Annotated in this window: 19 protein-coding genes; 15 read left to right on the top strand and 4 right to left on the bottom strand. The window is 44.3% G+C overall.

From position 1 onward, the window contains the following. The first annotated feature begins 22 nt into the window (after positions 1-22). From LU361_RS05040 to LU361_RS05015, 6 genes are read left to right on the top strand one after another with little or no spacing between them, the layout of a single operon-like run. Positions 23-370 (top strand): hypothetical protein, encoded by a 348-nt coding sequence (locus LU361_RS05040; RefSeq protein ID WP_233087614.1) that lies wholly within the window; start codon positions 23-25, stop codon positions 368-370. 30 nt (positions 371-400) lie between these two features. Then, on the top strand, positions 401-1,420 hold the full coding sequence (locus LU361_RS05035) for a hypothetical protein (RefSeq protein ID WP_233087612.1): 1,020 nt from the start codon (positions 401-403) through the stop codon (positions 1,418-1,420). Between the two features lie 52 nt (positions 1,421-1,472). Continuing rightward, positions 1,473-2,249, top strand: coding sequence for a hypothetical protein (locus tag LU361_RS05030; protein ID WP_233087610.1), 777 nt, complete (start codon positions 1,473-1,475; stop codon positions 2,247-2,249). Positions 2,250-2,286: 37 nt separating this feature from the next. Continuing rightward, positions 2,287-3,786 (top strand): HNH endonuclease, encoded by a 1,500-nt coding sequence (locus LU361_RS05025; protein WP_233087608.1) that lies wholly within the window; start codon positions 2,287-2,289, stop codon positions 3,784-3,786. Between the two features lie 25 nt (positions 3,787-3,811). Next, positions 3,812-5,770, top strand: a complete 1,959-nt coding sequence (locus LU361_RS05020; protein WP_233087606.1) for a hypothetical protein — start codon at positions 3,812-3,814, stop codon at positions 5,768-5,770. 52 nt (positions 5,771-5,822) lie between these two features. Beyond that, the gene (locus LU361_RS05015; RefSeq protein WP_233087604.1) at positions 5,823-7,103 is read left to right on the top strand and encodes a hypothetical protein; all 1,281 of its coding nucleotides are present in this window, start codon (positions 5,823-5,825) and stop codon (positions 7,101-7,103) included. A gap of 98 nt (positions 7,104-7,201) precedes the next feature. Here the strand turns inward: LU361_RS05015 and LU361_RS05010 are convergent, their stop codons facing one another. The 3 genes from LU361_RS05010 to LU361_RS05000 all read right to left on the bottom strand — a co-directional run bounded on the left by LU361_RS05010 (position 7,202) and on the right by LU361_RS05000 (position 11,839). Further along, positions 7,202-8,656 carry a dihydrolipoyl dehydrogenase gene (locus LU361_RS05010; protein ID WP_233087594.1) on the bottom strand — a complete coding sequence of 485 codons (1,455 nt, stop codon included), beginning with the start codon at positions 8,654-8,656 and terminating at the stop codon, positions 7,202-7,204. Positions 8,657-8,741: 85 nt separating this feature from the next. Continuing rightward, positions 8,742-9,476 carry a glutathione peroxidase gene (locus LU361_RS05005; protein ID WP_233087592.1) on the bottom strand — a complete coding sequence of 245 codons (735 nt, stop codon included), beginning with the start codon at positions 9,474-9,476 and terminating at the stop codon, positions 8,742-8,744. A 146-nt stretch (positions 9,477-9,622) separates the two neighbouring features. Then, positions 9,623-11,839 (bottom strand): primosomal protein N', encoded by a 2,217-nt coding sequence (locus LU361_RS05000; protein WP_233087590.1) that lies wholly within the window; start codon positions 11,837-11,839, stop codon positions 9,623-9,625. 168 nt (positions 11,840-12,007) lie between these two features. Between LU361_RS05000 and rpmE the strand changes: the two genes are divergently transcribed. Further along, positions 12,008-12,220, top strand: a complete 213-nt coding sequence (rpmE, locus tag LU361_RS04995) for a 50S ribosomal protein L31 (RefSeq protein WP_233087588.1) — start codon at positions 12,008-12,010, stop codon at positions 12,218-12,220. 92 nt (positions 12,221-12,312) lie between these two features. Here rpmE and LU361_RS04990 read toward each other — a convergent pair whose 3' ends face one another. Continuing rightward, entirely contained in the window at positions 12,313-15,003 is a 2,691-nt protein-coding gene (locus tag LU361_RS04990) for a penicillin-binding protein 1A (protein ID WP_233087578.1), read from the bottom strand. A 154-nt stretch (positions 15,004-15,157) separates the two neighbouring features. Here LU361_RS04990 and LU361_RS04985 point away from each other — a divergent pair, with 154 nt between their 5' ends. From LU361_RS04985 to LU361_RS04950, 8 genes are all read left to right on the top strand, one after another. Further along, positions 15,158-16,225: a pilus assembly protein PilM gene (locus LU361_RS04985; RefSeq protein ID WP_233087576.1), complete on the top strand. Its 1,068-nt coding sequence runs from the start codon at positions 15,158-15,160 to the stop codon at positions 16,223-16,225. After that, the gene (locus LU361_RS04980) at positions 16,225-16,800 is read left to right on the top strand and encodes a PilN domain-containing protein (protein ID WP_233087574.1); all 576 of its coding nucleotides are present in this window, start codon (positions 16,225-16,227) and stop codon (positions 16,798-16,800) included. The genes LU361_RS04985 and LU361_RS04980 overlap by 1 nt, the downstream gene beginning before the upstream one ends. Positions 16,801-16,802: 2 nt before the next feature. Next, positions 16,803-17,411 carry a type IV pilus inner membrane component PilO gene (locus LU361_RS04975; RefSeq protein WP_233087572.1) on the top strand — a complete coding sequence of 203 codons (609 nt, stop codon included), beginning with the start codon at positions 16,803-16,805 and terminating at the stop codon, positions 17,409-17,411. A gap of 8 nt (positions 17,412-17,419) precedes the next feature. Then, positions 17,420-17,983, top strand: a complete 564-nt coding sequence (locus tag LU361_RS04970) for a pilus assembly protein PilP (RefSeq protein WP_233087570.1) — start codon at positions 17,420-17,422, stop codon at positions 17,981-17,983. Positions 17,984-17,987: 4 nt separating this feature from the next. Then, positions 17,988-20,102 carry a type IV pilus secretin PilQ gene (locus LU361_RS04965; protein WP_233087561.1) on the top strand — a complete coding sequence of 705 codons (2,115 nt, stop codon included), beginning with the start codon at positions 17,988-17,990 and terminating at the stop codon, positions 20,100-20,102. Positions 20,103-20,136: 34 nt separating this feature from the next. Continuing rightward, positions 20,137-20,661 (top strand): shikimate kinase AroK, encoded by a 525-nt coding sequence (aroK, locus tag LU361_RS04960; RefSeq protein ID WP_233087559.1) that lies wholly within the window; start codon positions 20,137-20,139, stop codon positions 20,659-20,661. A gap of 64 nt (positions 20,662-20,725) precedes the next feature. Next, a complete protein-coding gene (gene aroB / locus LU361_RS04955; protein ID WP_233087557.1) occupies positions 20,726-21,805 on the top strand; it encodes a 3-dehydroquinate synthase in 1,080 nt (359 codons plus the stop codon). Between the two features lie 41 nt (positions 21,806-21,846). After that, positions 21,847-23,403: an SPOR domain-containing protein gene (locus tag LU361_RS04950; RefSeq protein WP_233087549.1), complete on the top strand. Its 1,557-nt coding sequence runs from the start codon at positions 21,847-21,849 to the stop codon at positions 23,401-23,403. Positions 23,404-23,652: the final 249 nt, after the last annotated feature.

The raw sequence follows: 23,652 nt of genomic DNA, 5'->3' as shown, positions 1-23,652 counted from the left end.
ACTGCTAAAAACGGAGTGACTAATGGGTAACGTAAACCCGCAGATACTGAATTCTGTCGAAGCTATGCAGCAATCCACCATGACCTCGTCTGTGATCAAGCAAAGCGGAGCGGGAAAAGCGTATCAATCAGTATCGCAATCCACTGCAATAGCCGTACAAGACGCTGCTGATAATTTACGAAATATCAGCAATATGGGAGCGGTTGCAATGGGTGTGGCAATTTCACAAATGTTGGCCACTGGTGAAGTAGACAAGTACGCACCAATTTTAGCGCAAGCCAACGAAATGATTTCCAATAGCGCAGATAATTTCAAAACCATCGGTGAGAATGCCAATTCAGTACTCAGCCAGTTCTCAACCGGTGAGTAACTATTTAACTTTTTATTTAATGGGTGATTTATGACGATTCATATCGCGTCACGATCAATCGCTCAGTTGACTGATTTAAGTGTGTTGGCGAGAAAACTTTTACAACAATACCCGAATGCTAATGAATGGATACAAGCGAATCTCAACAGCAAAGATTTTTACCTGTTCGACAGTGAAGTCGATTTGCTAGACAGATTGCTAAAAACTCTCTATTCAGCAAGTTATGTTTGGTTTGAACGGTTTGATTTTTTCGCAACAGTAGAAAAAATATTCGACTTTGATGCCTCCGATATAGACACGCTTTTTAGTGATACCAGCCTTTCTGGGCAGTCATTAGTGGATTTTTCCAGTACGTTTCATCGCAAATATTTCATTACTGATACGCAAGATATCGAAGCAACCAGAGCGTGGCTTTCAGAAAGAGCGTATTTTAATTGCAACGCTATTGTGGGTTTCGATATTGGTGATATCGACTATCTGTCTTCAATAATAACATTGCCTGCTAAATACAATGCAGATGTTATTACTTGGATAAAAAACAATACACGCAGTGCCGTTGAGTTGGTTGCGAATATACAGTTAATCGAGAAGTTTTTGCAGCAGGAGACCGATTCTTCAGAGATTACGGAGCAGCAAGAGAAGCAATTAAATGAAATATCTGCCGTTAAATCGACTTTAGTACATTGTGCGGAAGCTCACCTTAGATGCCCGATGATTGATGAACCACCGGATGAAAAAACTCTGACGGATACCGTTGCGAATTGGATGCGTAATTCAATGATTGTTGGTTTTGATTCATCAATAACTGGGTTAATTATCGGCTTAAATCAACTGAGTGATCATTCCGATAATACTGATTTTTATAAAACTGACTTCAATAATTTCCTTACTAAATTACGTTCTTTTTTGTTGGATGTGAAACCGACCAGTGCGCAACCGTATCAATTTGGAAATGCATGGGATTACCGTTATGAAACGTCCGAAGTTCTACTGATACTCAGGTATCAAGGCGGATGTTTGTTTACCCATAAATGGATCAATAAGTCGTGAGCTTCAAATAGGTTAATTTTTAAATAGAGAAAAATAAACTGTTGGTACTCTTATGGCCAGTAAAGAAAAAGATACCCAAGGTACAGATAAAAACTCAAATCAGCCTGCATCGCAACTCCGTGAGCAACAAACGGGTGAGTTGACTGAAACTACCGATAAACCGCTAGGTAATGCCGTGTTAGAGCAAGGCGGTTTAAGTGAAGATAAGTTAGATGAAGGCAAGGGTGGCGGCTCCAGCTTGATAGCGGCCTATTCAAAAATGTTAATTCCTGAACAATTCGACACTATTTTAAATCAAATTGAAAAAAATATTCAGGACTCGCAAGCCGTTATTACCAATACGCTTGCCGATACTCGAAAAATGGTTGCCCAAGCTAAAGAGATGTTGCAAGCACCTACCGATGCTGGAACCCAGCAGAGTACCTCAAGTGCTCAAGTAGCAGGAAATCAGTTTCTTGATGCTGTTCAAAAAAGCCAGCAACAAATAGCGAATACCTTGGCATCGCAAACTCAACACGAGCAGACCGTGTTATCGGAAAGTAGCGGCCATGCGGATTCCGCGCCGGAGACAGAGATTCATTCTCAAGCGCAACTAGCGCATCAACAAATTGCGGAAGCAGAAAAAAATATAACCAACACCATTATGGGCGTAAATTCGTCGCTGCAGGGTCAATTTGCTTCCCAAAATGAATCCATCAGTCGTAAGCAACAGGTCTTACAGAATTTATTGGCAAATACACAAGTTGGGCAACCAGAAGTTCCACAAAATACTCAGCAATCTCCCGGTGTTAATCCTAACGGAGAACACGGCGGTGATTCTCAAATATAAAGCCTTTTACAAAGGTAGGGCGATTAGGTGAAAGCAAATGATGCCCATCAAATACTCTCCATTACAGCCGGATGGCAATGAACGGTTAAAAGCGGCCACAGCAACCCAACAAATAAAAGACATTTTAGAAAGAGTAGCGGTTAATTCACTCTATCAAACGTTAACTCAGAAAGACAGAGGTTTGCTGTTTGATGAAGGGTACGCGGGAACGCTCATTGATAATCTTGTTTTTTTAACCCTGCGCAGTTACGACAGTGACGGTCATTATAGCGATGATATTGTGGTGGGGCTTAATAATTTTGCTGTTGATCCTTCCTTGTATTCAAGCCGTTACGTAGAGCAACACTTTACTGCAATGAATCACTGTCGATGCGCTTATTGCGAAACCTATATTCCGAGTTCTGGTGTTGTTTGTCATGTTCGGCCACCTGTTGTATTAAAAAATAATAATAAAATTCAACAGTCACCCTACGGTGTGCTTGCTTACGATTACGAGAATTTGGTACTTATTTGTTCGGATTGCTATACCAAAAAATCCGGCGTGTTTCCGTTGATTTCGGAAAGATTTAGGGGAGACGTGACAAAGGAGCAGCCTCTTTTATTAAATCCTTTCAAGGATTCTACGAGAGAGTTTATTCGCTTTAATCCAATAACCGGGTTGGCATTTGCTTTCGATGCTGTTAAAGATTTTGCCAAAGATACGTTTCATTTGTCTGAATCTGAGTTGGAAAATGAGTTGTATAACAATCCTAATTTTGTCCCCAGTCAGCTTTATGGATGTGATAAATCTGCTCTAGCAGTACCTTCGAGTGATAACGATAAAGCGTTTTCTAAATGGATGATCGACAAGAAACTGTCTATTTATCGAGGGTTCGAGACAATACGGTACCTGAATTTAAACAGAAATTCTCTGTTGATTGAACGAAGGGCGCATATCAATAGTATTGAGTGTTGTGGTCAAAAAATTGATGATTCTGAGTTAAATAAAGATTTGGCGGACTCTGAGATTCTTGCATGGTTTGAGCATCAACTTGGGTGCGTGCATCGCTTTCAATCTCTTACGATCGATTGTTTTCGATTCTGGTTGCAGCAATATAATATTTCCTCTACCTCAAACGAAGTTAAGAAAAATAATACGAAAAATACAACTGTTGATAGTGAAGAGTCAGAGAGTTTTCCGGTTAAATTAGGTCGGCCAAAATTAAATGAAAAGGCATTTATTCCAGAATGGATTCAGTCATTATTGATGTATATGGTTATTGAGTCGGAGTTAACGATGGAGAATAAACGGAGAATTGTCAGTTTGAGAAATTCCGATTATTTGTACGGTACCGATAATGATCAGAAGTGCGTTTTTCTTCCCATCGATTGGCAAGGCGATTTTGAGAATGTTATTAAAGTACGAGACAGCCAACACACTTGGGAAACATCGTTTTCTGAACTGGCGGCGTCGATTCCACTGGAAGTGTTACAAATTTTCTCCTCAGCTGAGGTCTGGGCCGAAGGCGACTACGCGCCTTTGGTGAAAACACCATAATTATTGTTCAGTTAGAGTTTACACCATGGAAACAGAAGATCAGCGTCACGCACGACGGTTGTTCAGCGGTTGGGTAACCGAACAACTGAATACAAAATCGTTTCACGATGATTTTGGGGCGCGAGTGCGTGGTGAAGTGTTAACGGCGTTATCCAAAATCAACGACGGGCTTACATTAATTAATCAGCGCTTGATAGAAAAAGAAAAGTTGGTCGACGGCCGAGAATATATTTGTTTCTACATGAAAGGTGGCAATGCCTTCGACTGCGTTGTTGATCCTACCGGCCCTAAGGCGTTAAAAGACGGCGGTGGCAGCTCCGATTGGGATACTCAAGTTGTCGTTGACCCTTGGCTCCCTGAGGCCATTCAAAATACGATTTATGGCTTGGTCGAAGATACTGTACTGGACGTTTTAAATAATGCTGGCGTCGAAATTGCGAAAATTGCTGGCGATTCCATCAACGATTCATTTCCCGAAGATTTTGTTAAGGATATTGAAAATCTCTGGTCTGATAAGCGCAATAACATTAAAGGTTTTGATGCTTCTCTGTACACCTTATCTTTGGACGATCCACAAGCGTTAAGAAAAATCTATGATCGTGACAAAACTGGATTGTGGATGAACGACAGTAAACGTTTAGCCAATAAAACGGTTAAATACCCTAAATGGATTCCCGGAATGACATTTAACGATGCAATCAAGCCGTTTGTTTTATGGCGTTTGGGATACACCTGGCATGCTGATAAATCCGCCGGGCCGCCAGGAGGTGCATTTAAGTTAAATGTTGATATTAATCGACCCATCTTGGCGGAGTTAATTGATGTAACTATTCCTCGTTCCAATACCGTTGAAGCCGTTGAAGTATGGGAACATCTAAAATCAAATCATATTTCGGTGGAAGAGCAAACCGTTAATGTGGAATACGGAAGCGCTTTGAATAAACAAAGTGTCAGTGCTGATTTACCTTTACCCGATGTTTTTTATCATTTATCTGAAATATTGGAAATGATGTGCGAAATTGCGGATGGTTCTTCCAATCACAAAGATAAATTACCCAAAAGAATCAACCGGTTTGTAGAGATCTGGAATCGAGTGCCTACCAAGCGCGACAAAATAAAACAGATGGTTTTGTCCAGAATTGGCAGGGATTCTATTGACGAATTAATTGATGATGAACTGGCTGAAGGTCGCGGTGTTGTTAATAATTTAATTGATGAATACGTCATTGTAACGCCGACGGATAAAAAGTGGGAAAACCTGAAAAAAGAACTCGCGAAAACGGACGACATAAAGCTTGAATACAATATTGCTAAATCCATGATGGCTTATGTGGCAGAAACCAGCGTTAAAAGTCAGCAAGACTTTGATGATCTAGGTCGGGTAAGTACAGCTCGACTTAAGACAATGAGTGAGGCTTGGCAGGCGTTTACTAAGCTAGAAGAAGTTGCGTTATTAGGTGAAGCGGCGGTAAAAGCAAACTATACGGAAACTCTCTATGCCGCAAACAGCGATGATTTAACACTGCTGGATTTTATCTACGAAAACGATTATTTAACGGCGAAGAGAATTGGATTTTCTCACGTCGATAAATCCGCGATCTTTCGCGTTGATAATTTGATGAACTTAAAAGTTATTGCCGGCCAGTATCTTTCGCTGTTTCAAAAATGGAATGCAGCGATTAAGGGTTCAAAGGTTGTTGCCCACCGGTATTATCAAATAGAAAAGTTCGGTCGCTACATGAACGAATGTATTTTCGTTACGTTTGATTCTGGCAAGGCCACCAGTTTTATAACCTTAACAACTGGTGACGCTAGTCAAGTTCCTTTCGCCAGTGCGCCCAATAATCTAAATAAAAAATACGCTTCAATTGAAGACATTGGTCGTCAACGTAAGGTGGCGGCAGCTTTGGTGGAAGATTATCTCATTCGTACAGTTTTATCACGGCAATACGAAGCAGTTAAAGCATTGGTGAATGTTTCGTAGTATTCACAGAATTAAACATCGATTTGTGTATTTCATACAAAGGCTATGAGTAATGGCAAAAGAATTTATACTGAATCAACGATTTTCTCAGCAGGTGGAAGATTACGACGAAATCATTCAAGTTGAATCCGATACGATCGTAGTCGCAGTTATTATCGGATTTGTTCTTACCCGTTTTTATCAGAATCAACCTTGTCAGTTTGATATCGAACATCCTACCGATAAAAAAATCAATAATGCTGAAAAACAAGCAGAATATCTGTCGGAATGGCAGGATTTTTTAAACGTCCTGAATGCGTTGGCAGAAGTTGTTGATCGATTCGAACCGGGTTGTGGTAAATGGCTGCGCGATGGTCAATCGGCAACTGGCGACGAAGGTGCTCTCATTACTGGAAAATCCGGTGGCGCAACATCAGAATCTAAAAGTCGAGCCACCCCAAATAATTACAGTAAGATGGCAATGATCAACAATGCGATGAGTAAACGCACCACGGTTTATCAAGGGCGCGGAGCTTATACCGGACTTGTGGAAAATCCAATCAGCGCGAATGCAAATTTATACCCAACTATGCGTGTCTCAGCAAATACAACGGAGCGACCTTGGCCTGGAAAAGACGATAATTACTGGGGTTTAATCAGTCCTGAAAATAACCCGAAAGTTAATTTAAGTACCAATCCTGCTGAGGGAATGGGGCCGTTACCAACGGGTACGGAGAAGTCCGTTAAAATTGGTTACGTTCACGGTATGTGCACGGCGATTAGTCACTGTGTTGATGAAGGACCTTGGGCAACCCCTTATGAAATGACCACTGGTAGCAGCACCACTAAGCTTGCCTCTTGTTTTCCTTGTACAACGTTTATGTACAGTTCCGGTTACCCACCGTCTTCCATTCATTTGGGGCGTGGTGAATCTTGGTTGCCACCGCGTGCTGGTGACCGATTGGAGGTTAATGTCGCGCGAGGTAATCAATTAGAAACCCATTGTGACAGTGCTATTTGTTCGAATTTATCAAAAAGATGGCATCGAGAAATTTATCAGCAATTGTCGCTAGGCTCGCGCGTATTAATGCATGAAAGAGTAGAGGAATTAATCGGTGCTTATGATGTGTTAGCTGCTAAGATATTATCGAGTGAATTAAAACTCTACGGTAAATCCAGCCAAACACCAGTGCCTCAATTTGATGTCGAAACTCAAGGCGGTTCATTATTTTTGAGTGCATTGTCGGTGCACGATTCGGAGGTCAATCGCTTAAAACGTTGTTTACAGCCAGCGTACGCAACTTACAATTTTGCCACCAACTATGTTTTGCGCGATGTTGGGCAGAAAAAATGATTTATTATTTTTGGATGTTAATCAGAGGCTCCTTAAGATTAATTATCGATAAAAACACGTCCTTGTGTTTTGATTTTTTTGTTTGAAACATGTTGATATTACGCACCCGGACCGCAATCCAAACAGCGTTCTACTACTTCGGGGCCAATATGCAATTTGTGATTTAAATCTCGAAGGGCGGTGCGTACTCCTTCTTCAATAACCGGATGATAAAACGGCATTTCGAGCATTTGCGAAACGGTCATTCTCATCTGCACCGCCCAACTTAATAAGTGAGCGATATGCTCTGCCGCAGGACCAAACATTTCTGCGCCCAAGAACAATCCGGTTCCTTGCTCTCCGTACACTTTTAACAATCCGTGGTTAACCGCCATAACTCGGCTGCGACCTTGATCTTCAAAGCTTACACTACCGGTTGCGTAGCATTGTTGGCATCGATCTTTAACTTGTTGCAACGATAAGCCGACGGTTGCAATTTGCGGCTCACTGAATACAACGCCGATGGGTGTTCGTCTATTTCCTGCCCTAACATCAGGAAATCTCGCTGCATTTTCACCAGCAATTTTTCCCTCGTCAGCGGCTTCATGCAGCAGAGGTCGAAAATTATTAACGTCACCGGCAATGAATATATTGGAGTTACCACATTGCAGGGTGTAGGTGTCGAATTCCGGCATGCCACGATCCGATAATACTAAGCTGGTATTTTCCAATCCAAGTTTGTCGACGTTGGGTCTTCTTCCCGTTGCTGCAACAAGGTAATCAAATTCTTCTGTGATAAAACCTTGGCTTTTATGTTCAAACTGAACAAGAACTTTATCTTCTTGCCTATCAACTTTTTCTACTTTTGCGTCGATGTCTAAATAAAATTCATCGTTAAAATGTTGGTAAGCATAGTCTTTTATGTCTGGATCCGATAATGGCCCTAATGCATCACCCACACCTAACATGGTGATATCAACACCCAACCTGTGCAGAGCTTGGCCTAATTCCAGGCCGATCACACCGGGCCCAAATACAACCACTTTTTTTGGCAATTTTTTCAGTTCGAAAATGTCGTCGTTGACCAGTAAACGATCGCCAGCGGCTTCCATAAATGGAATGATGCTTGGTCGTGATCCGGTGGCGATGACAATTTTTTTCGCGTTTACGGTTATTGCTTCTGAATTTTCAGATTCAACACTCAGTTGTGTGTCATTAATAAATTTTGCGTAACCACGAATACGATCTTGTTCTGGGAAATTTTCCACAGATTCTACAACGAACCCTGAAAACCGATCGCGCTCGCTGCGGATTCTTTCAAAAATCGCATCTTGACGTAATTGAGGCTCTTGGTAATCAACACCAAACACCGAAGATGTTTTATGAAAGTGTGCAGCATTCGCGGCAGAAATTAATAATTTACTTGGCATGCAGCCTACGCGTGCGCAGGTTGTCCCGTAGGGGCCACCTTCGATAATGACAACGTTTTGAGTGTGATTTTTTGCTGCCCGGTAAGCTGCAAGTCCTGCTGTACCGGCACCGATGATCGCGACATCAACTGATCGAGTTTGCATTTTTTTGCCTATCATTGATCGTGGTTTGGATATAAAAATGCCGGGCTAAACCCGGCATTTTTATTCGGGATGTATTTATGGATTGTTAATTTGCAAAGTACGCTTCTAAGTCGTCAGCAGTACCAATTAATTTACCTTCGATAAATACTTGCGGTGTTGTGCCAGCACCGGTCACGGCCATTAAACTTGAGAAACTTAAACCTTTTTGGCCGAGTTCGATTTCTTCGTATTTCAAGCCTTTTTCGACCAAAACATTTTTAGCGCGTGTGCAGTGTGGGCAGCCAGGTTTGGTGAAAATGGTCACGCGTTTTGGTTGCTCAGCGTTGGGATTGATGTAATCAATCATGGTATCGGCATCAGATACTTCAAACGGGTCGCCTGGTTTTTCTGGTTCGATAAACATTTTTTCGATTACACCGTCTTTTACAAGCATGGAGTAACGCCAGCTGCGTTTGCCGAAACCTAAATCTTCTTTGCCGACCAACATTCCCATACCTTCTGAGAATTCACCGTTGCCATCTGGAATAAACGTGATGTTTTCGGCGTTTTGGTCTTTTTGCCAAGCTTGCATGACGAAACCATCATTCACTGAAACACAGACAATGTCATCGACGCCGTTTGCTTTAAATACCGGTGCTAATTCGTTGTAGCGCGGTAAATGAGTGGTTGAGCAAGTTGGTGTAAATGCACCTGGAAGCGCAAATACGATAACGGTTTTTCCAGCAAATAATTCGTCGGTAGTAATGTCTTTCCAGTCGTTGCCGCTGCGGGTGCGGAAAGTAACGCTAGGAACTTTGTGGCCTTCTTTTGTGTTAAGCATGTTGAATTCCTCTCTTAGCTGTTGTTCGTTTCGATGAGGAGAATGTACGCTGTTCTTAATGATTGTAGAAATTAATTAAAGAAATTCAATTAATAGTATATTTAAATTATCGCTATCGGTTCGTGCCGCTTAATAAATATTGTCAATCACGGCATCTCTTGCGGATCAACATCGACCGACCAGCGAACTTTGGCATTCCCAGGTATCTTTTCAAAGCTGGGTACGGCGGAACATAGAAGTGCCTGTAACGTCGGTCTGTTTGTTGACTTAATCTGTACGAAAAATCGGTAGTTTTGGTTTTTACGCTCCATGGCGGCTGGCAGTGGCCCCAATAGGTGGACGTTTGCTGTAGCACTGCTGTGGTGATTCAGCGATTCTCGGCAGCTGGTTAAAAATTGGATAGCTTCTTGTGGATTGCGTGATTCTGCTCTAACGATAGCCAAATAACTGAACGGTGGCATCTCTGTGAGCTGGCGTTCTTCCAGAAGCTCGCTGGCAAACTGGCTGTAGCCTGACTGAAATAATGTCTCCAGTAATGGATGGTCTGGATGATGAGTTTGAATAATGACTTTTCCCGACAACTCTTCTCTTCCTGCACGCCCTGCAACTTGCAACAGAATTTGTGCCGTGCGTTCGGTGCCCCTGAAATCGCCACTGAGTAAGCCGCCATCAGCATCAACCACCACCACAAGGGTTAGTTTCGGAAAATGATGGCCTTTGACCAGCATTTGAGTGCCGATTAGAAGGCTAGGTTGGCCCTCATAAACGGGCTCAAGTAGTTGAGCAAAGGCGTTTTTCCTTTGTGTGGTGTCGCGATCGACTCGAATGACTGGATGATCTGGAAATTGTTGTTGCAGTAATTGTTCTACTTTTTCGGTGCCGGTACCGATGTCGGTGAGTTCTGGGCTAAAACAAGAAGGACACTGGCGCAGTAAGGGTTTTTGGTGGTCGCAATGATGGCAGCGCAAGTGATGTGGATGATGATGCACGGTCATATTGGCATCGCAATTTCCACATTTTGCAACCCACCCACAGTGGTGGCAAATCAGCGCCGGTGCAAAACCACGTCGGTTGATAAACACCAGGGCTTGCTGGCCTTGATCCAAAGTGTGTTTCAGTTCTGCCAGTGATTCCTGGCTCAACCCTTGGTACAGCGTTTTTCCACACACGTCCTGCAAATCAATAACCGTTTCTGATTGATGTTTTGGTTTGGCGGTGAGTTTTAGGTGCTGGAAGCGGCCGGAACGAGCGTTGTGCAGTGTTTCTAATGTTGGTGTGGCTGAGCCGAGAATCACGGGAATATTCAGCTTTTGTGCACGAACAATGGCGAGGTCTCGGGCGTTGTATCGAAGTCCGTCTTGTTGCTTAAACGATAAGTCGTGTTCTTCATCTATGATGATCACGCCAAGTCTTGGCATGGGCGTGAATATTGAAGAACGGGTTCCGATGACAATATCGGCGATGCCCAATTTTGCTTTAAGCCAGCTTTCAGCACGCTCGGTATCGTTCATGGCTGAATTTAACGTCACGATTTCGGCATTGAATCGGGCATTAAAGCGAGCGATGGTTTGTGGGCTGAGACCAATTTCGGGAATCAAAACCAACGCTTGATTTCCGTTGCTGATGGCTTGCGCAATCGCTTGCAGATAAATTTCTGTTTTACCGCTGCCGGTACTGCCCTCAAGAAGCCAGGTGTTAAACCCTTGCAAACTAAAATGCTCAAGCGCCTGGGATTGTTCTTGGCTCAACGAGTAAGGTGTCGGATTTACCGAGGGCGGGGTTGGTTTGGGGGTTTGCTCGATTTTGACGGCTAGGTTTTTCTTCTCAAGCTCTTTCAGGGTCGTATTTTTTATGCAAAGGTCTTTCAGCTCTGCCAAGGAAAGAGAGCGATTGATAAGGTGGTTGAGAGCGGCTTTTTGAGTTCGTGCATTCTTAAGGGCGTTGTCCGAGAGCCCTCGGGCTTCGGTGGTGGCAGACCACAGAATTTGCGGTGTTAGTGTGATTTGCTCCCCTTGGCGCAGTTTTTTAGGTAAGGCTGTATCAAATACCTCTCCGAGAGCGTGTTGGTAGTAAGTACTTGCCCACATGCAAAGCTCAAAAAAGTGTGTCGACACCAGAGGCGATTGATCAATCAACCGAGTAATGTGTTTGAGTTTGCTGATGTCGAGTGATGCTTCTGTTTTTATGTCGGTAATAATACCCACCAGCTTGCGTCCGTTGCCTTTGCCAAATGGTACTTCGCAGCGACAGCCAATAAATTCGGAACGATTGGCTGGTGTTAGATCGGTTTTGAATTCGCCATTGGGCAGGTAGTCGAAGGTTCTTCGAAGAGGGACGGGCAGAGCTATTTGAAGAATAATCACGTGTAATACAAAAAATTAGGAGTAATAACCGTTATTTGTGGTTTACAATAGTTGTCTTGGGTCGGGATTCTGGTAAGATCGCGCCCTCGCAAATTTCGCTAACATTAACCGTTGTGCGGTGCTCAACACAAGATTGGGTGGCGGCGCAAAAACGAGTGAGCTATTCTTATGAAAGCAGATATTCATCCTAAATACACTGAAGTTACCGCAACTTGCAGCTGTGGCAACACCATCACTACTAAGTCTACTCTAGGCAAAGACATCCACTTAGATGTATGTTCTTCTTGTCACCCGTTCTACACCGGTAAGCAAAAAGTAGTAGACACTGGTGGTCGTATTGATCGCTTCACCAAGCGTTTCGGCAGCCGCATCAAGAAGTAAGCGAATCCGAATTCCTACAAAAAAGCCCTGTTTTAACAGGGCTTTTTTGTGTCTGGCGTTTGGGTCAGCTAAGTCTGACCCAACGTGATTTGTTAAAAGAGTTCTTCGATGGAATCGGCTACTTTATCGTCTTGGTTGCCGATAATAGGCTGAGGTGCATTTTCGGCGCGGAAAACCTCAAAGATTGCATCGGGATCGTCTTGTCTGGCTCGACCGCCAGTTTCGGGATTGATTTTCACCGACACAATACCGTTGGGTTGGCGCACGTTATCTTCTGGCACTCCGTTAAGGGCGGTTTCCATAAATTCTATCCAAATGGGTAATGCCGCAGAGCCACCAAATTCGCGAACGCCAAGCAGCTGGTTTTGATCAAAGCCGACCCAGGTCGTTGCAACCAGTTGGCTGTTGTACCCCGAAAACCAAGCGTCGGTTGGGCCGTTAGTTGTGCCGGTTTTACCCGCAAGATCATCGCGCTTAAGTGTTAACGCTTTTCGGCCGGTACCTCTTTTTACGACGTCGCGGAGCATGGAGTTAATCAGGAAGTTTACTTGCTTCGACATGATGCGTTTTGCTTGCGGTGTCGGTTCAAGTTCGGATTCATAGACGTCATCTTCCAAATTCATGGTCTCTGTCTCGAACGCTTCGAATCCCAAGCTGGCTTCATTAATAATTTCTAATTCTTGTTCCGCCAGAGCAGTTAGTTCAGCAATTTCCTTTTCACGCTGACAAATGTCATCGCAAACTGTTTCTGGGCGGCTGAGATAAATGCTGTTTTCGTCGGAGTCTTCGATCTTGTCGATCAAGTACGGACTGACTTTGTAGCCGCCGTTGGCAAACGAGGAATAGCCTGTCGCAATTTGCATTGGCGTTAAAGCGTGACTGCCAAGAGCGAGTGATAAATCTCTGGGAAGATTGTCACCTTCAAAGCCAAACCGTTCGAGGTTTTCAATGGTGGTATTGATGCCCATGCTTTGGAGCACGCGAATGGAAACAAGATTTCTGGAGTTGTAAAGCGCAACTCGCAAACGAGTCGGGCCGTAGAACTTTCCGGAAGAGTTTTCAGGGCGCCATGTACTTTCTAAGCTGGCATCGTCGAAAACAATTGGCGCATCGTTGACAATCGTCGCTGGCGTAAAGCCATTTTCCAACGCTGTGGTATAAATAAAAGGTTTGAAGTTTGAGCCCGGTTGTCGAGTGGCTTGTACAGCGCGGTTGAAATGACTTTGATTAAAATCGTAGCCGCCAACTAAAGCGCGAATACCGCCATCTTTTGGATCGAGGGCAACAAGTGCGCCTTGAGCTTCTGGAATTTGACCAAAGTGCCAATCATTTTCTGTTTCAAAAACTCGAACGACATCGCCCGGATTAATAAAGTCACGTGGAGATTTGTGCGGTGCAGTTCGGCTGTTTTCACTTAAGTAAGTTCTAATTTTCTCTAAACCGTTTTCAACAGGTACGAATATTTCGTCATCGCTATCGAGCAACACATGAATACCGGCATCAGAAACTCGTGTAACTGCACCGGGAATTCTTCCTGCGTAAGTGGGAATATTCTTTAGAAATTCCAACCATTGCTCTTTGTTGTAATCGGCGACTAGCGTGTCGAATAATTCTTCTTCGATATCGGTTTTTACATTTTCTGCTAGATCAGTCAGGTCACCGATTGGGGTTTGGGAATTTAAAATTTGGGTTTGATCTCTAACAAGTGTTTTGTCGTCGTTGAGTTCGAATTCACCGACAGCAGGTTCATCGATAGCGACAATGAATTTTGGCAGCGCTTGTTCTGTTACTGCAGTTGTTTCTAATGTTGCTTCTGGACCTCGATAACCGTGACGCTTATCGTATTCTTCCAGACCATTAACCACCGCTGTTTGCGCCGAAGCTTGTAGCGTAGAGTCGACGGATAGATAAGCGCGATAACCGTCGGTATAAGCACTTAAGCCAAAACGATTAATAATTTCTTTTCGCGCCATTTCGGCAACGTAAGGTGCGTAAAGGTCAACGACTGCGCCGTGGTTTTTTGCCGTAACCGGCTCTGCTATGGCAAGGTCGTATTCGGGTTGAGAGATGTATTTAAGCTCCAGCATGCGCCCTAAAATCCAGTTGCGGCGAATCAACGCGCGTTTTGGATTGACGATAGGGTTGAAGGCAGAAGGTGCTTTTGGCAGACCCGCGATCATAGCGATTTGCGCTAGACTTAATTCATCAATATTTTTTCCGTAGTAAACTTGTGCGGCGGCTTGAATTCCGTAAGCGCGATTGCCTAGGTAGATTTTATTCACATATAAAGTGAGAATTTCTTCTTTTGTTAGCTCGCGTTCGATTTGCAGTGCCAAAAGTATTTCGTTGAACTTACGCGTAAATACTTGTTCGCGAGTTAAGAAAAAATTTCGGGCGACTTGCATTGTAATCGTGCTGCCACCGCCTTGAATTTCTCCCGTTTGTAATATTTGTGAAGCTGCTCGCAAAAGGCCTTTTATATCGACGCCGCCATGTGAGTAAAATCTGTCGTCCTCGGCCGATAATATTGCATGCGTGTAGTTTTCTGGAATTTCGTCGAAACTGACTGGGCTTCGACGTTTTTCTCCAAATTCGCCAATCAATTTCTCATCGCGAGTGTAAATTCTTAGAGGGATTTGAAATTTAGTTTCCTTTAAGGTTTCTACGTCGGGTAATTTAGGCGTTAAATAAAGATAGATACCGGCTAAAAATACGGCTGACGACCCTGCGAAAAACAGTGTTAGCCAAAACGTGACAGAGATAACGATTTTTGTTCGAGACATTTTTTCTTTATTAATTAATGGCTTAGGGTCAAAGATTGAGCATTAGAACATTATAAGTCGTTTTTGTTGCATTAACTAATTGTTGTCATATTGCACGTTTAAGTTAAAGTGCTATAACATAAATGCTAGCTAAGTAGCGGAATTTGATAGAAAAATGGGAATTCTTGACATATTCGAAAGCAAGCCAAAACCTGTGCTTGGCCTGGACATCAGTTCAACTGCGATCAAGCTGGTGGAACTCAGTCGAAGTAGCAATGGCTACCGTGTGGAAAGCTATGCGGTTCGACCACTCCCGGCAAATGCTGTTGTCGAGAAGAACATCAACGAGGTCGAAGTTGTCGCGGAGGTTTTACGCAATCTTATCCAAGGTTCGAAAACCAAAGTAAAAACTGCCGCAGTTGCTGTTGCCGGATCGGCAGTAATTACCAAGGTCATTGAAATGCCCGCCGGGCTTTCTGATGACGCGTTAGAAACTCAAATTACCCTCGAAGCAGATCAATACATTCCCTACCCCTTAGAAGAGGTTGCACTGGATTTTGAAGTTCAGGGCGAATCTACCTCCAATGAAGGCCAGCTTAATGTTTTGTTGGCTGCTTGCCGTCGCGAGCACGTTGATTTACGAGCTGAGGTTTTAGCGCTTTCTGGTTTGACCGCTAAAGTAATTGACGTTGAAGCCTATACTATGGAGAGAGCGTTCTCTCTAATTTCTGATCAGCTCGAAGACCAGGAAGATCAAGTGGTTGCCATTGTTGATATTGGCGCAACCATGACGACCTTGAGTGTACTTGTCGATGGTAAAACGGTGTATACCCGTGAGCAGTTGTTTGGTGGAAAGCAGTTAACTGAAGAAATTCAGCGTCGCTACGGTTTATCAACAGAAGAAGCGGGGCTTGCGAAAAAGCAGGGTGGTTTACCTGACGATTACACTCTTGAAGTATTAGAGCCTTTTAAAGAAGCTGTAGTGCAACAGGTCACACGTTCGTTGCAATTCTTCTTTTCATCCAGCCAGTACAGTGATGTCGATCAGATTATTTTGGCCGGCGGTGTTGCAACATTAGAGGGAATGGCTTCAATGATTGAAGAGAAGCTCGGCACGCAAACGACTGTGGCTAATCCATTTGCGAAAATGTCTGTTGCATCGCGAGTGAATTCCACCGTATTGGCAGGCGATGCTCCTTCATTGATGATTGCCGTTGGTTTGGCTCTGAGGAGTTTTGAATAATGGCCAATATTAACCTTTTACCCTGGCGCGACGAACTCAGGGCAGAAAAACAGAAGCAGTTTTACACCGTATTAGTGGTTGTTTGTATTGCCGCAGGCGCTGCGGTTTTTGTTTGGTTTAGCGCCGTTAATACCGATATTGAATCGCAAAGAATTCGCAACAATATGTTGCAACGAGAAATTACTCAGCTTGAGCAAAAGGTCGATGAAATTAAAGATCTGCGTCGCCGTCGTGAAGAGCTGATTGGCCGGATGGATGTCATCCAAAGTTTGCAGGGTAATCGCCCGCAGATTGTTCGTGTATTTGATGATCTCGTTAGAATGGTTCCCGATGGTGTTTACTTTACGCAGTTATCGCGTGAAGGCCAGCAGATATCAGTTTCTGGTATCGCTGAATCTAACAACCGTGTTTCATCTTTAATGCGGCAGTTGGATGAATCGCAATGGTTTGAAAGCCCGAATCTTCAAAGTGTGAGTCGAGCCCGTGAAGGTGGTGATGACGAGCTGATTCCAAACGCTTTTAAGATGACTGTGCAAATATCGTCTCCTGACGACGGCAAAAAGGATGGGGTGTAGAGATGTCTCTTGCGGATACCCTAGATCAGCTCAAAGAATTAGATTTTAATGATCTAGATTTCGAGAGAATTGGGACTTGGCCAATAGCCGGTCGGATTTTCATTTGGATAATGGTGTTTATCCTAATTTTGGTTGGCGCCTACTTTTTTAAAGTTAAAGATTTGAATGCTAGCCTTAATCGGGAGGTTGCCAAAGAAACCCAGCTGAGGACCACGTTTAATAATCGTGCTTACGAAGCGGCAAACTTAGATGCCTACCGTAATCAGATGATGGAAATGGAAGAAGCTTTTGGCGCGCTTTTATCGCAGTTGCCAAAAGACTCAGAAGTGCCCGGTTTGTTAGAAGACATTACCGAACGTGGTAATGCGGCTGGATTGGAAATTAAAGGCATTGATCTTCAAGAGGAAGTTATCAAAGAATTCTATGTAGAGCTGCCAATTTCTATTAACGTCGTTGGTGGTTATCATCAGTTGGGGTCGTTTGTCAGTGGTGTGGCCTCGCTGCCGCGAATTGTGACTTTGCACAATTATTCTATCGATAAAAATGATCGCGGCGCCTTGCTTGAAATGAAAATTTTGGCAAAAACCTATCGTTATAAACCTCAGGAATAGTTAATTTTATGATGTTAGATAAGATTGCCCTGCGGCTAAATATAACTCGGTTGAGCAAGCTGATTTTGTTGGTTGTAACTGCGGGCGTGCTTAGCGCTTGCGGCGGAGCTAATAACGGAGATTTGACCCAGTACATCGCAGAGACAAAGCGTCGTCCTGCTGGTGCTATTGACCCACTCCCGAGCTTTACGCCTTATCAATCCTTTACGTATTCCGCTGCGACAAAACGCAGTCCCTTCCAACCTCCTGTTCGAGCTATTGAAGAATTTGTGGGTGGTGGCAGTGCGGACATACAGCCAGATTTGAACCGAGTGCGTGAGTTTTTGGAGAACTTCTCTATCGCATCACTCACTATGGTGGGAACCCTTGAGCGTGAAGGTTCATTGTGGGCTTTGATCGATGATGGGCGTGGCGGTATTCACCGCGTTCGAAAAGGTAATTATCTCGGTCGTGATCATGGAAAAATTGTCACGGCTTCTCAAAATCAGTTAACCGTATTAGAACTTGTTTCAGATGGTCTGGATGGTTGGATTGAGCGACCACGGACAATAGAGCTTTCGGTGCAGGAATAAAATTATGTTGATAAATAGTCGGCAGGTATTTGCGATTGGGTTTGTAGCCTGGGCTCTTGCGTTTTCAAATTGGGTGAGCGCTCAGTCAGTTACTCTTGATGATATTGGCTTCTCGTCATTACCTGGCGATAAATTTGAAGTAACCTTGGATTTTTCTGAATCTCCAGAAGATCCGGTCGGTTACATTATTGATGAGCCTGCTCGAATTGTTCTCGATTTTCCGAATGTTGAAAGTCGACTCGATGAAAAGCGTTTCCCGCTTTCTTTCGACAATGCTGACAGTGCGATTGTGTTATCGGCTCAAGAGCGAACGCGTTTAATTTTGAATTTAAACAGTGCTTCTGCTTATACGACTCGCCAAGACGGCGATAAGTTCTTTGTTACTGTCGGTTCTGATACCAGCCAAAATACAGTAGTTGCCGAAAACACAAGTTCAGTGTCTGCTGAAATAGATTCTGCTCCACCTGCACAGCGTTCCGTTTTTGATCGCTCTAAAGTTTCAATTACTGATGTTGATTTCCGCCGCACTGAAGAGGGTGAAGGTCGAGTCATTATTCGATTGTCAGAGCCTACGGTAAATGTCGACGTTGAAGAGACGGCTGCCGGCATTAATATTAGTTTGGTGAATGTATCGCTTCCTGCGGAATTCAGACGTCGATTGGATGTTACCGATTTTGCTACGCCAGTGAGCTTTATCGACGCCGACAGTCAGGCGGGTGTGACCACAATCAGCATTGATCCAAGCGGTGAATACGAATACCTCGCTTATCAAACAGATAAAGAGTATGTCGTTGCTGTTAAACCTTTGAGCGATGCTGCTATTGAAGAGCGCAAATCGAAATTCCAATTTGTGGGCGAGAAGCTGTCGCTGAACTTCCAGGACATTGAGGTTCGTGCGGTGTTGCAGTTGATCGCAGATTTCACAGATTTAAACTTGGTCGCCAGTGATACAGTCGATGGCCGTATTACCTTACGCTTAGAAAATGTGCCTTGGGATCAGGCGCTGGATATCGTGTTGAAAGCCAAGGGTCTCGACAAGCGTCAAATTGGTAATGTTTTGATGGTTGCGCCAGCGGCTGAAATTGCCAACCGTGAGCGTCAAGAGCTTGAAACACGTCGTCAATTGGCTGAGCTTGCTCCTTTGCGTACTGAGCATATCCGTGTTCTTTATGCCGATGCGACAGCACTGTTTAACTTATTCGATGACGGGTCTGGTGAGGAATCCACTTCCAGTATTTTGTCCGAGCGCGGCAGCGTTATTGTTGATGAGCGTACCAACTCGATTATCTTGACCGAAACCGAAGAGAAAATTGAAGAGTTTAAACGTCTCGTCAGCCAAATTGATATTCCAATTCGACAAGTATTAATCGAGGCGAGATTGGTGACTGCCAGTACCGATATCGTGCGCGACTTAGGTGTTGAGTGGACTGCGGGTTACATCGATAACGGAGATGACTCAAGTGCGTTTGTCGGTGGTAACTTGAACGACGACATCGCATTGAACAATGGCGTTTTAACCGGTGACTTCGGTTCGGTTGATTTGGGTGCCGTATCTGCAACCAGTGACATTGCCTTCGGTTATGTCACTGATAATTTCTTGGTTGAACTTGAGCTCAGTGCTCTTGAATCAGAAGGGTACGGTGAGATCATTTCTCAGCCAAAAGTTGTTACTGGTGATCAGCAAACCGCTGTGATTCGCTCCGGTTCTGAGATTCCGTTCCAGCAGGCGTCTGCATCGGGTGCGACTACAACCGCTTATCGTGATGCAACGTTGAGTTTGGAGGTGACGCCACAAATTACCCCAGACGATCACATCATTCTGAATTTGACTGTTAACCAGGATGCTATTGGTGAGGTGGTTGCCTTTGGTGCAAACAGTGCGCCGACCATCGACGTGACTGAGGTCGATACTCAGGTTCTGGTTAAGAATGGCGAAACCATTGTTTTGGGTGGTATTTTCCAGTCCAACGAAACCTATGCGGAAGTAAAAGTACCGTTTATCAGTGACATCCCTGTTGTGGGCAATCTCTTTAAACGTACTACCCGAGACACCGACAAAACTGAGCTGTTAATTTTTATCACCCCTAGACTGCTGGAAGATCCTGTTCGACGTCAGTAAACTGGCGAGATTTGAGTGAGCTGGGTTTTGAGGTATGTCTTTAGACAGTAATATTGTTTTGATTGGCCCAATGGGGGTTGGTAAATCGACGATTGGTCGTGTGTTGTCTCAGATGACCAATCGCGAGTTTAAAGACACGGATCAGGTTGTTGAAGAAAAGACTGGTGCGGACATCCCCTGGATTTTTGATGTCGAGGGCGAAGAAGGTTTTCGTGACCGTGAATCCGCCGTCTTATCTGAACTTTTGAACGAAACCGGATTGGTATTAGCAACGGGTGGCGGCATCGTTATGCGTGAAGCCAATCGCGAGTTGCTGTCTACGCAAGCAAGGGTGGTGTATCTCACCGCATCGGTTAATCAGTTGCTTAAGCGCACCCGCCGTGATCGCAAGCGCCCTCTGCTGCAAGTTGACGATCCAAAAGCAAAAATTGAATCGCTTATCAATTTGCGTCATCCGTTGTACGAGTCTATTTCTCACACACAAATTTCAACAGAGAATCGTACGCCCAAATCCGTGGCAGAAGAAATAATTTCCAATTTAGACATGCTTGACGCCTAAAGTGCAGTGAATGTGTACTTAGTATGTGATAGATTTTCCCGCTGTTTTGGATCGGAATAGAAACATGGAAACTCTTCACGTTGATCTTGGTGATCGCAGCTATCCTATTTTTATTGGCTCGGTTTTAACGAATCCGGAGCTGATAACGCCCTATATTCAATCTTCGCAAGTGTGTGTGGTTACCAATACCACTGTTGCTCCACTTTATTTAGACAAGTTTTGCGCGGCGTTGGATGGCTATAAGGTAACTCGGGTCGTTTTGCCCGATGGCGAATCCTATAAGAATCTAGATACCGTCAATCTTATTTTTGATGACCTTTTGTCAAATCAACACAACCGTAAAACAACACTCGTTGCTTTAGGTGGCGGTGTGATTGGCGATATGACCGGTTTTGCAGCGGCGTGTTATCAGCGTGGTGTTAATTTCATCCAAGTACCAACGACCTTGTTGTCCCAGGTTGATTCCAGCGTGGGTGGTAAAACGGGTGTTAATCACGCACTTGGCAAAAATATGATCGGCGCATTTTATCAGCCGCAAGTTGTTTTGGCGGACACAGAAGTGCTCGAAACCTTGCCGCCGAGAGAGTTGTCTGCTGGTATTGCAGAAGTGATTAAATACGGTTTATTAGGTGATGCAGAATTTTTCTCTTGGCTGGAAGAAAATGTCGAGAGATTGCTCGCGTGCGATACCGAGGCGCTGACCTACGCAATTAAACGTTCCTGTGAAAATAAGGCAAAAATTGTTGCCTTGGACGAGAAAGAATCCGGTGTCCGAGCGTTTCTCAATCTTGGCCACACCTTTGGTCACGCCATTGAAACCGCAATGGGCTACGGCGAGTGGTTGCATGGAGAAGCGGTTGGCGCTGGTTTGTTGATGGCGTCTGACTTATCTCATCGAATGGGGTTGATTGACGAGTCTGTTGTACAGCGAACTCGAACCTTGTTGGAGAGGTCTAACCTTCCTGTTAAAGGCCCTGCGTCAATTTCCAATGATCAGTACCTATCCCTGATGTCGGTGGATAAAAAAGTCATGGATGGCCGGTTGCGCTTAGTGTTATTGAAGCAATTGGGTGAAGCGTTTGTCACCAGCGATATTCCTAACGATTTGTTGATTGATTGTTTGAATAGCAACCGTGAATCCTAGGTTCTCATTGTTCTTTAATCATGGTTTTTCTTGGAGCTTAAATGTCTGAAATTTCTTCAGTAGGTGAGCCGTTGAAAGATGATGTTTCTATAGGTGCGCCCACTGTTCAACCGCAAGCCTCACAACGGTTTTTTAACTCTGCTCGGGAGCAAGTTCTCCAGCGCGCAGCGCACCTGTGTCGCTATGGCGAGCAATTGTTGGTTGTGGTTGCCGATAACGACCAGGGTAAGAGCTATTTTTTAGAGCAGCTCGTCAACGACCTTAAAGTCTCCACACGATCGGTAGTTGTAAAGTCTAGGGAATCTGATTCTGCGGTTGAAGTGCTCTCTCAGGTGTTAGAACTCCTGATTGGCGAACCTGTGGAAACTGAGGACAACAGTATTGGCGCATTGTTGGCTCGGATTCGAGTGTGTTTGAGCCAAGATTCTATGGGTTCGCCTGTCGTTATTATTGATGATGCCAACTGGTTGACCGATGAAGTTCTGTCAATGGTGCTGAGTTTGCTGACCTCTGGTTTTGAGTCGTCTCCGCTGAAAGTCGTGATGGCGGGTAATCAAGAATTGGTGGCAAGGTTGGATCGCCTTGGCGGCATTGAGGCCATGATCTATGACTTAGAACTGCCTTTGCCAGCTGCGTCTGAATGGTTGGCTTACGCGGACGAGTTGGGAGCTTCTTCAGCCATAGATGAAGAAGGTATTGAACAGATTATCAAGGCAAGTCAGAACCGATATTCTCGTATTATTGAAGACATTGAGCAGCGTGTTTTCTCGTCGATTGCTGAGCCCGAGGCTTCATCTCGGCTTGGTCTTCCGCCTCTGCATTTGGCAGCGGGTGTGGTTCTTTTGGCGCTGTTACTTGGTATCTTTGTGTTTGGTGACTGGTTGTGGAGCAGTGATTCGCAAACAGCCAATGCAGATGTGCCAAACGATATCGTTGTTGTTGGTGCGGGCTCGGTGGCATCGGGTTCGTCTGAGTCCACTCAGTATTTAAATTCTGATGTTGCAGTAGCTCCGGCAATTGATCCGGGCGCTATTGAAGAAGATATTGAAGCGTCTTTGGTGGTGAATTCTGGTGAATCCGAGTCGTCTAACCCACAGGGGCAAGAAAATAATGCGGATGCGATAGTTTCCGAGCCTGTGGATAACGCCGAGCCCAAGAGCATTCCCGAGTTAAAGAGCAGTCCTGAGTCATCAAGAGTTGCAGTAGATGAGCAGAAGCAAAGTTCGGCCGGTGACAATAATTTGCCTTTGGAGGCGAGCTCTGAGGCTCCGGTTTCAAGAGAATCTGCTTCTGTTCAGTCGGTCTCGAACGCTTCATCTTTTCTTGCTCGCCCGGATTCAAATTATGTTCTGCAAATTATGGCGGCGCGTAATAAAGAGACGTTGGAACAGTTTCGCCGAATTCAATCGAATCGAGCGTCTATTGAGCTGGTTGCTCTAAAAAGAAACAATCAAGATTGGTTTGTTTTGCTTCAAGGTAATTATTCAAACGCTCAACAAGCCAGAAATGCGATAGAAACTCTGCCTGAAATACAGAAAAAGGACGGAGTTTGGCCAAGAAGTGTAGGAGAAATCAAAAGGTCGATCACAGCAAATTGAGGAAGTTGGCGTAATTTAGGCGAACTTAAACGTTATATAGTTAAAATTTGGTCTGTCAAGATTGCTATTGCTTGACCGAGACGGTAACATCTTGCGCCCATTTGCAGACAAGCCCCTTAACCCAGGGGCTTTTTAGTCTCAAAGGGAGTGAAAGTTTTAGATGTTTCTAAATCAATTATTCAAATTGAAATGTCTGCGCCGTATAAAACGTAAAGCCAGTTAGAAGTCAGCGTCATAAGAGCCTGATAT

It is taken from the genome of Sessilibacter corallicola, assembly GCF_021290925.1.
GTDB classification, from domain to species: Bacteria; Pseudomonadota; Gammaproteobacteria; order Pseudomonadales; family Cellvibrionaceae; genus Sessilibacter; species Sessilibacter corallicola.
Note: the sequence above shows the minus strand (reverse complement) of the source record. Positions and strands in the feature narration are given on the sequence as shown.

Excerpts from the sequence above, each read along its gene's own strand:
- LU361_RS05040 (WP_233087614.1), top strand. The coding sequence starts at position 23 with ATGGGTAACGTAAACCCGCAGATACTGAATTCTGTCGAAGCTATGCAG.
- LU361_RS05035 (WP_233087612.1), top strand. The coding sequence starts at position 401 with ATGACGATTCATATCGCGTCACGATCAATCGCTCAGTTGACTGATTTA.
- LU361_RS05030 (WP_233087610.1), top strand. The coding sequence starts at position 1,473 with ATGGCCAGTAAAGAAAAAGATACCCAAGGTACAGATAAAAACTCAAAT.
- LU361_RS05025 (WP_233087608.1), top strand. The coding sequence starts at position 2,287 with ATGATGCCCATCAAATACTCTCCATTACAGCCGGATGGCAATGAACGG.
- LU361_RS05020 (WP_233087606.1), top strand. The coding sequence starts at position 3,812 with ATGGAAACAGAAGATCAGCGTCACGCACGACGGTTGTTCAGCGGTTGG.
- LU361_RS05015 (WP_233087604.1), top strand. The coding sequence starts at position 5,823 with ATGGCAAAAGAATTTATACTGAATCAACGATTTTCTCAGCAGGTGGAA.
- LU361_RS05010 (WP_233087594.1), bottom strand. The coding sequence starts at position 8,656 with ATGCAAACTCGATCAGTTGATGTCGCGATCATCGGTGCCGGTACAGCA.
- LU361_RS05005 (WP_233087592.1), bottom strand. The coding sequence starts at position 9,476 with ATGCTTAACACAAAAGAAGGCCACAAAGTTCCTAGCGTTACTTTCCGC.
- rpmE (WP_233087588.1), top strand. The coding sequence starts at position 12,008 with ATGAAAGCAGATATTCATCCTAAATACACTGAAGTTACCGCAACTTGC.
- LU361_RS04990 (WP_233087578.1), bottom strand. The coding sequence starts at position 15,003 with ATGTCTCGAACAAAAATCGTTATCTCTGTCACGTTTTGGCTAACACTG.
- LU361_RS04985 (WP_233087576.1), top strand. The coding sequence starts at position 15,158 with ATGGGAATTCTTGACATATTCGAAAGCAAGCCAAAACCTGTGCTTGGC.
- LU361_RS04980 (WP_233087574.1), top strand. The coding sequence starts at position 16,225 with ATGGCCAATATTAACCTTTTACCCTGGCGCGACGAACTCAGGGCAGAA.
- LU361_RS04975 (WP_233087572.1), top strand. The coding sequence starts at position 16,803 with ATGTCTCTTGCGGATACCCTAGATCAGCTCAAAGAATTAGATTTTAAT.
- LU361_RS04970 (WP_233087570.1), top strand. The coding sequence starts at position 17,420 with ATGATGTTAGATAAGATTGCCCTGCGGCTAAATATAACTCGGTTGAGC.
- LU361_RS04965 (WP_233087561.1), top strand. The coding sequence starts at position 17,988 with ATGTTGATAAATAGTCGGCAGGTATTTGCGATTGGGTTTGTAGCCTGG.
- aroK (WP_233087559.1), top strand. The coding sequence starts at position 20,137 with ATGTCTTTAGACAGTAATATTGTTTTGATTGGCCCAATGGGGGTTGGT.
- aroB (WP_233087557.1), top strand. The coding sequence starts at position 20,726 with ATGGAAACTCTTCACGTTGATCTTGGTGATCGCAGCTATCCTATTTTT.
- LU361_RS04950 (WP_233087549.1), top strand. The coding sequence starts at position 21,847 with ATGTCTGAAATTTCTTCAGTAGGTGAGCCGTTGAAAGATGATGTTTCT.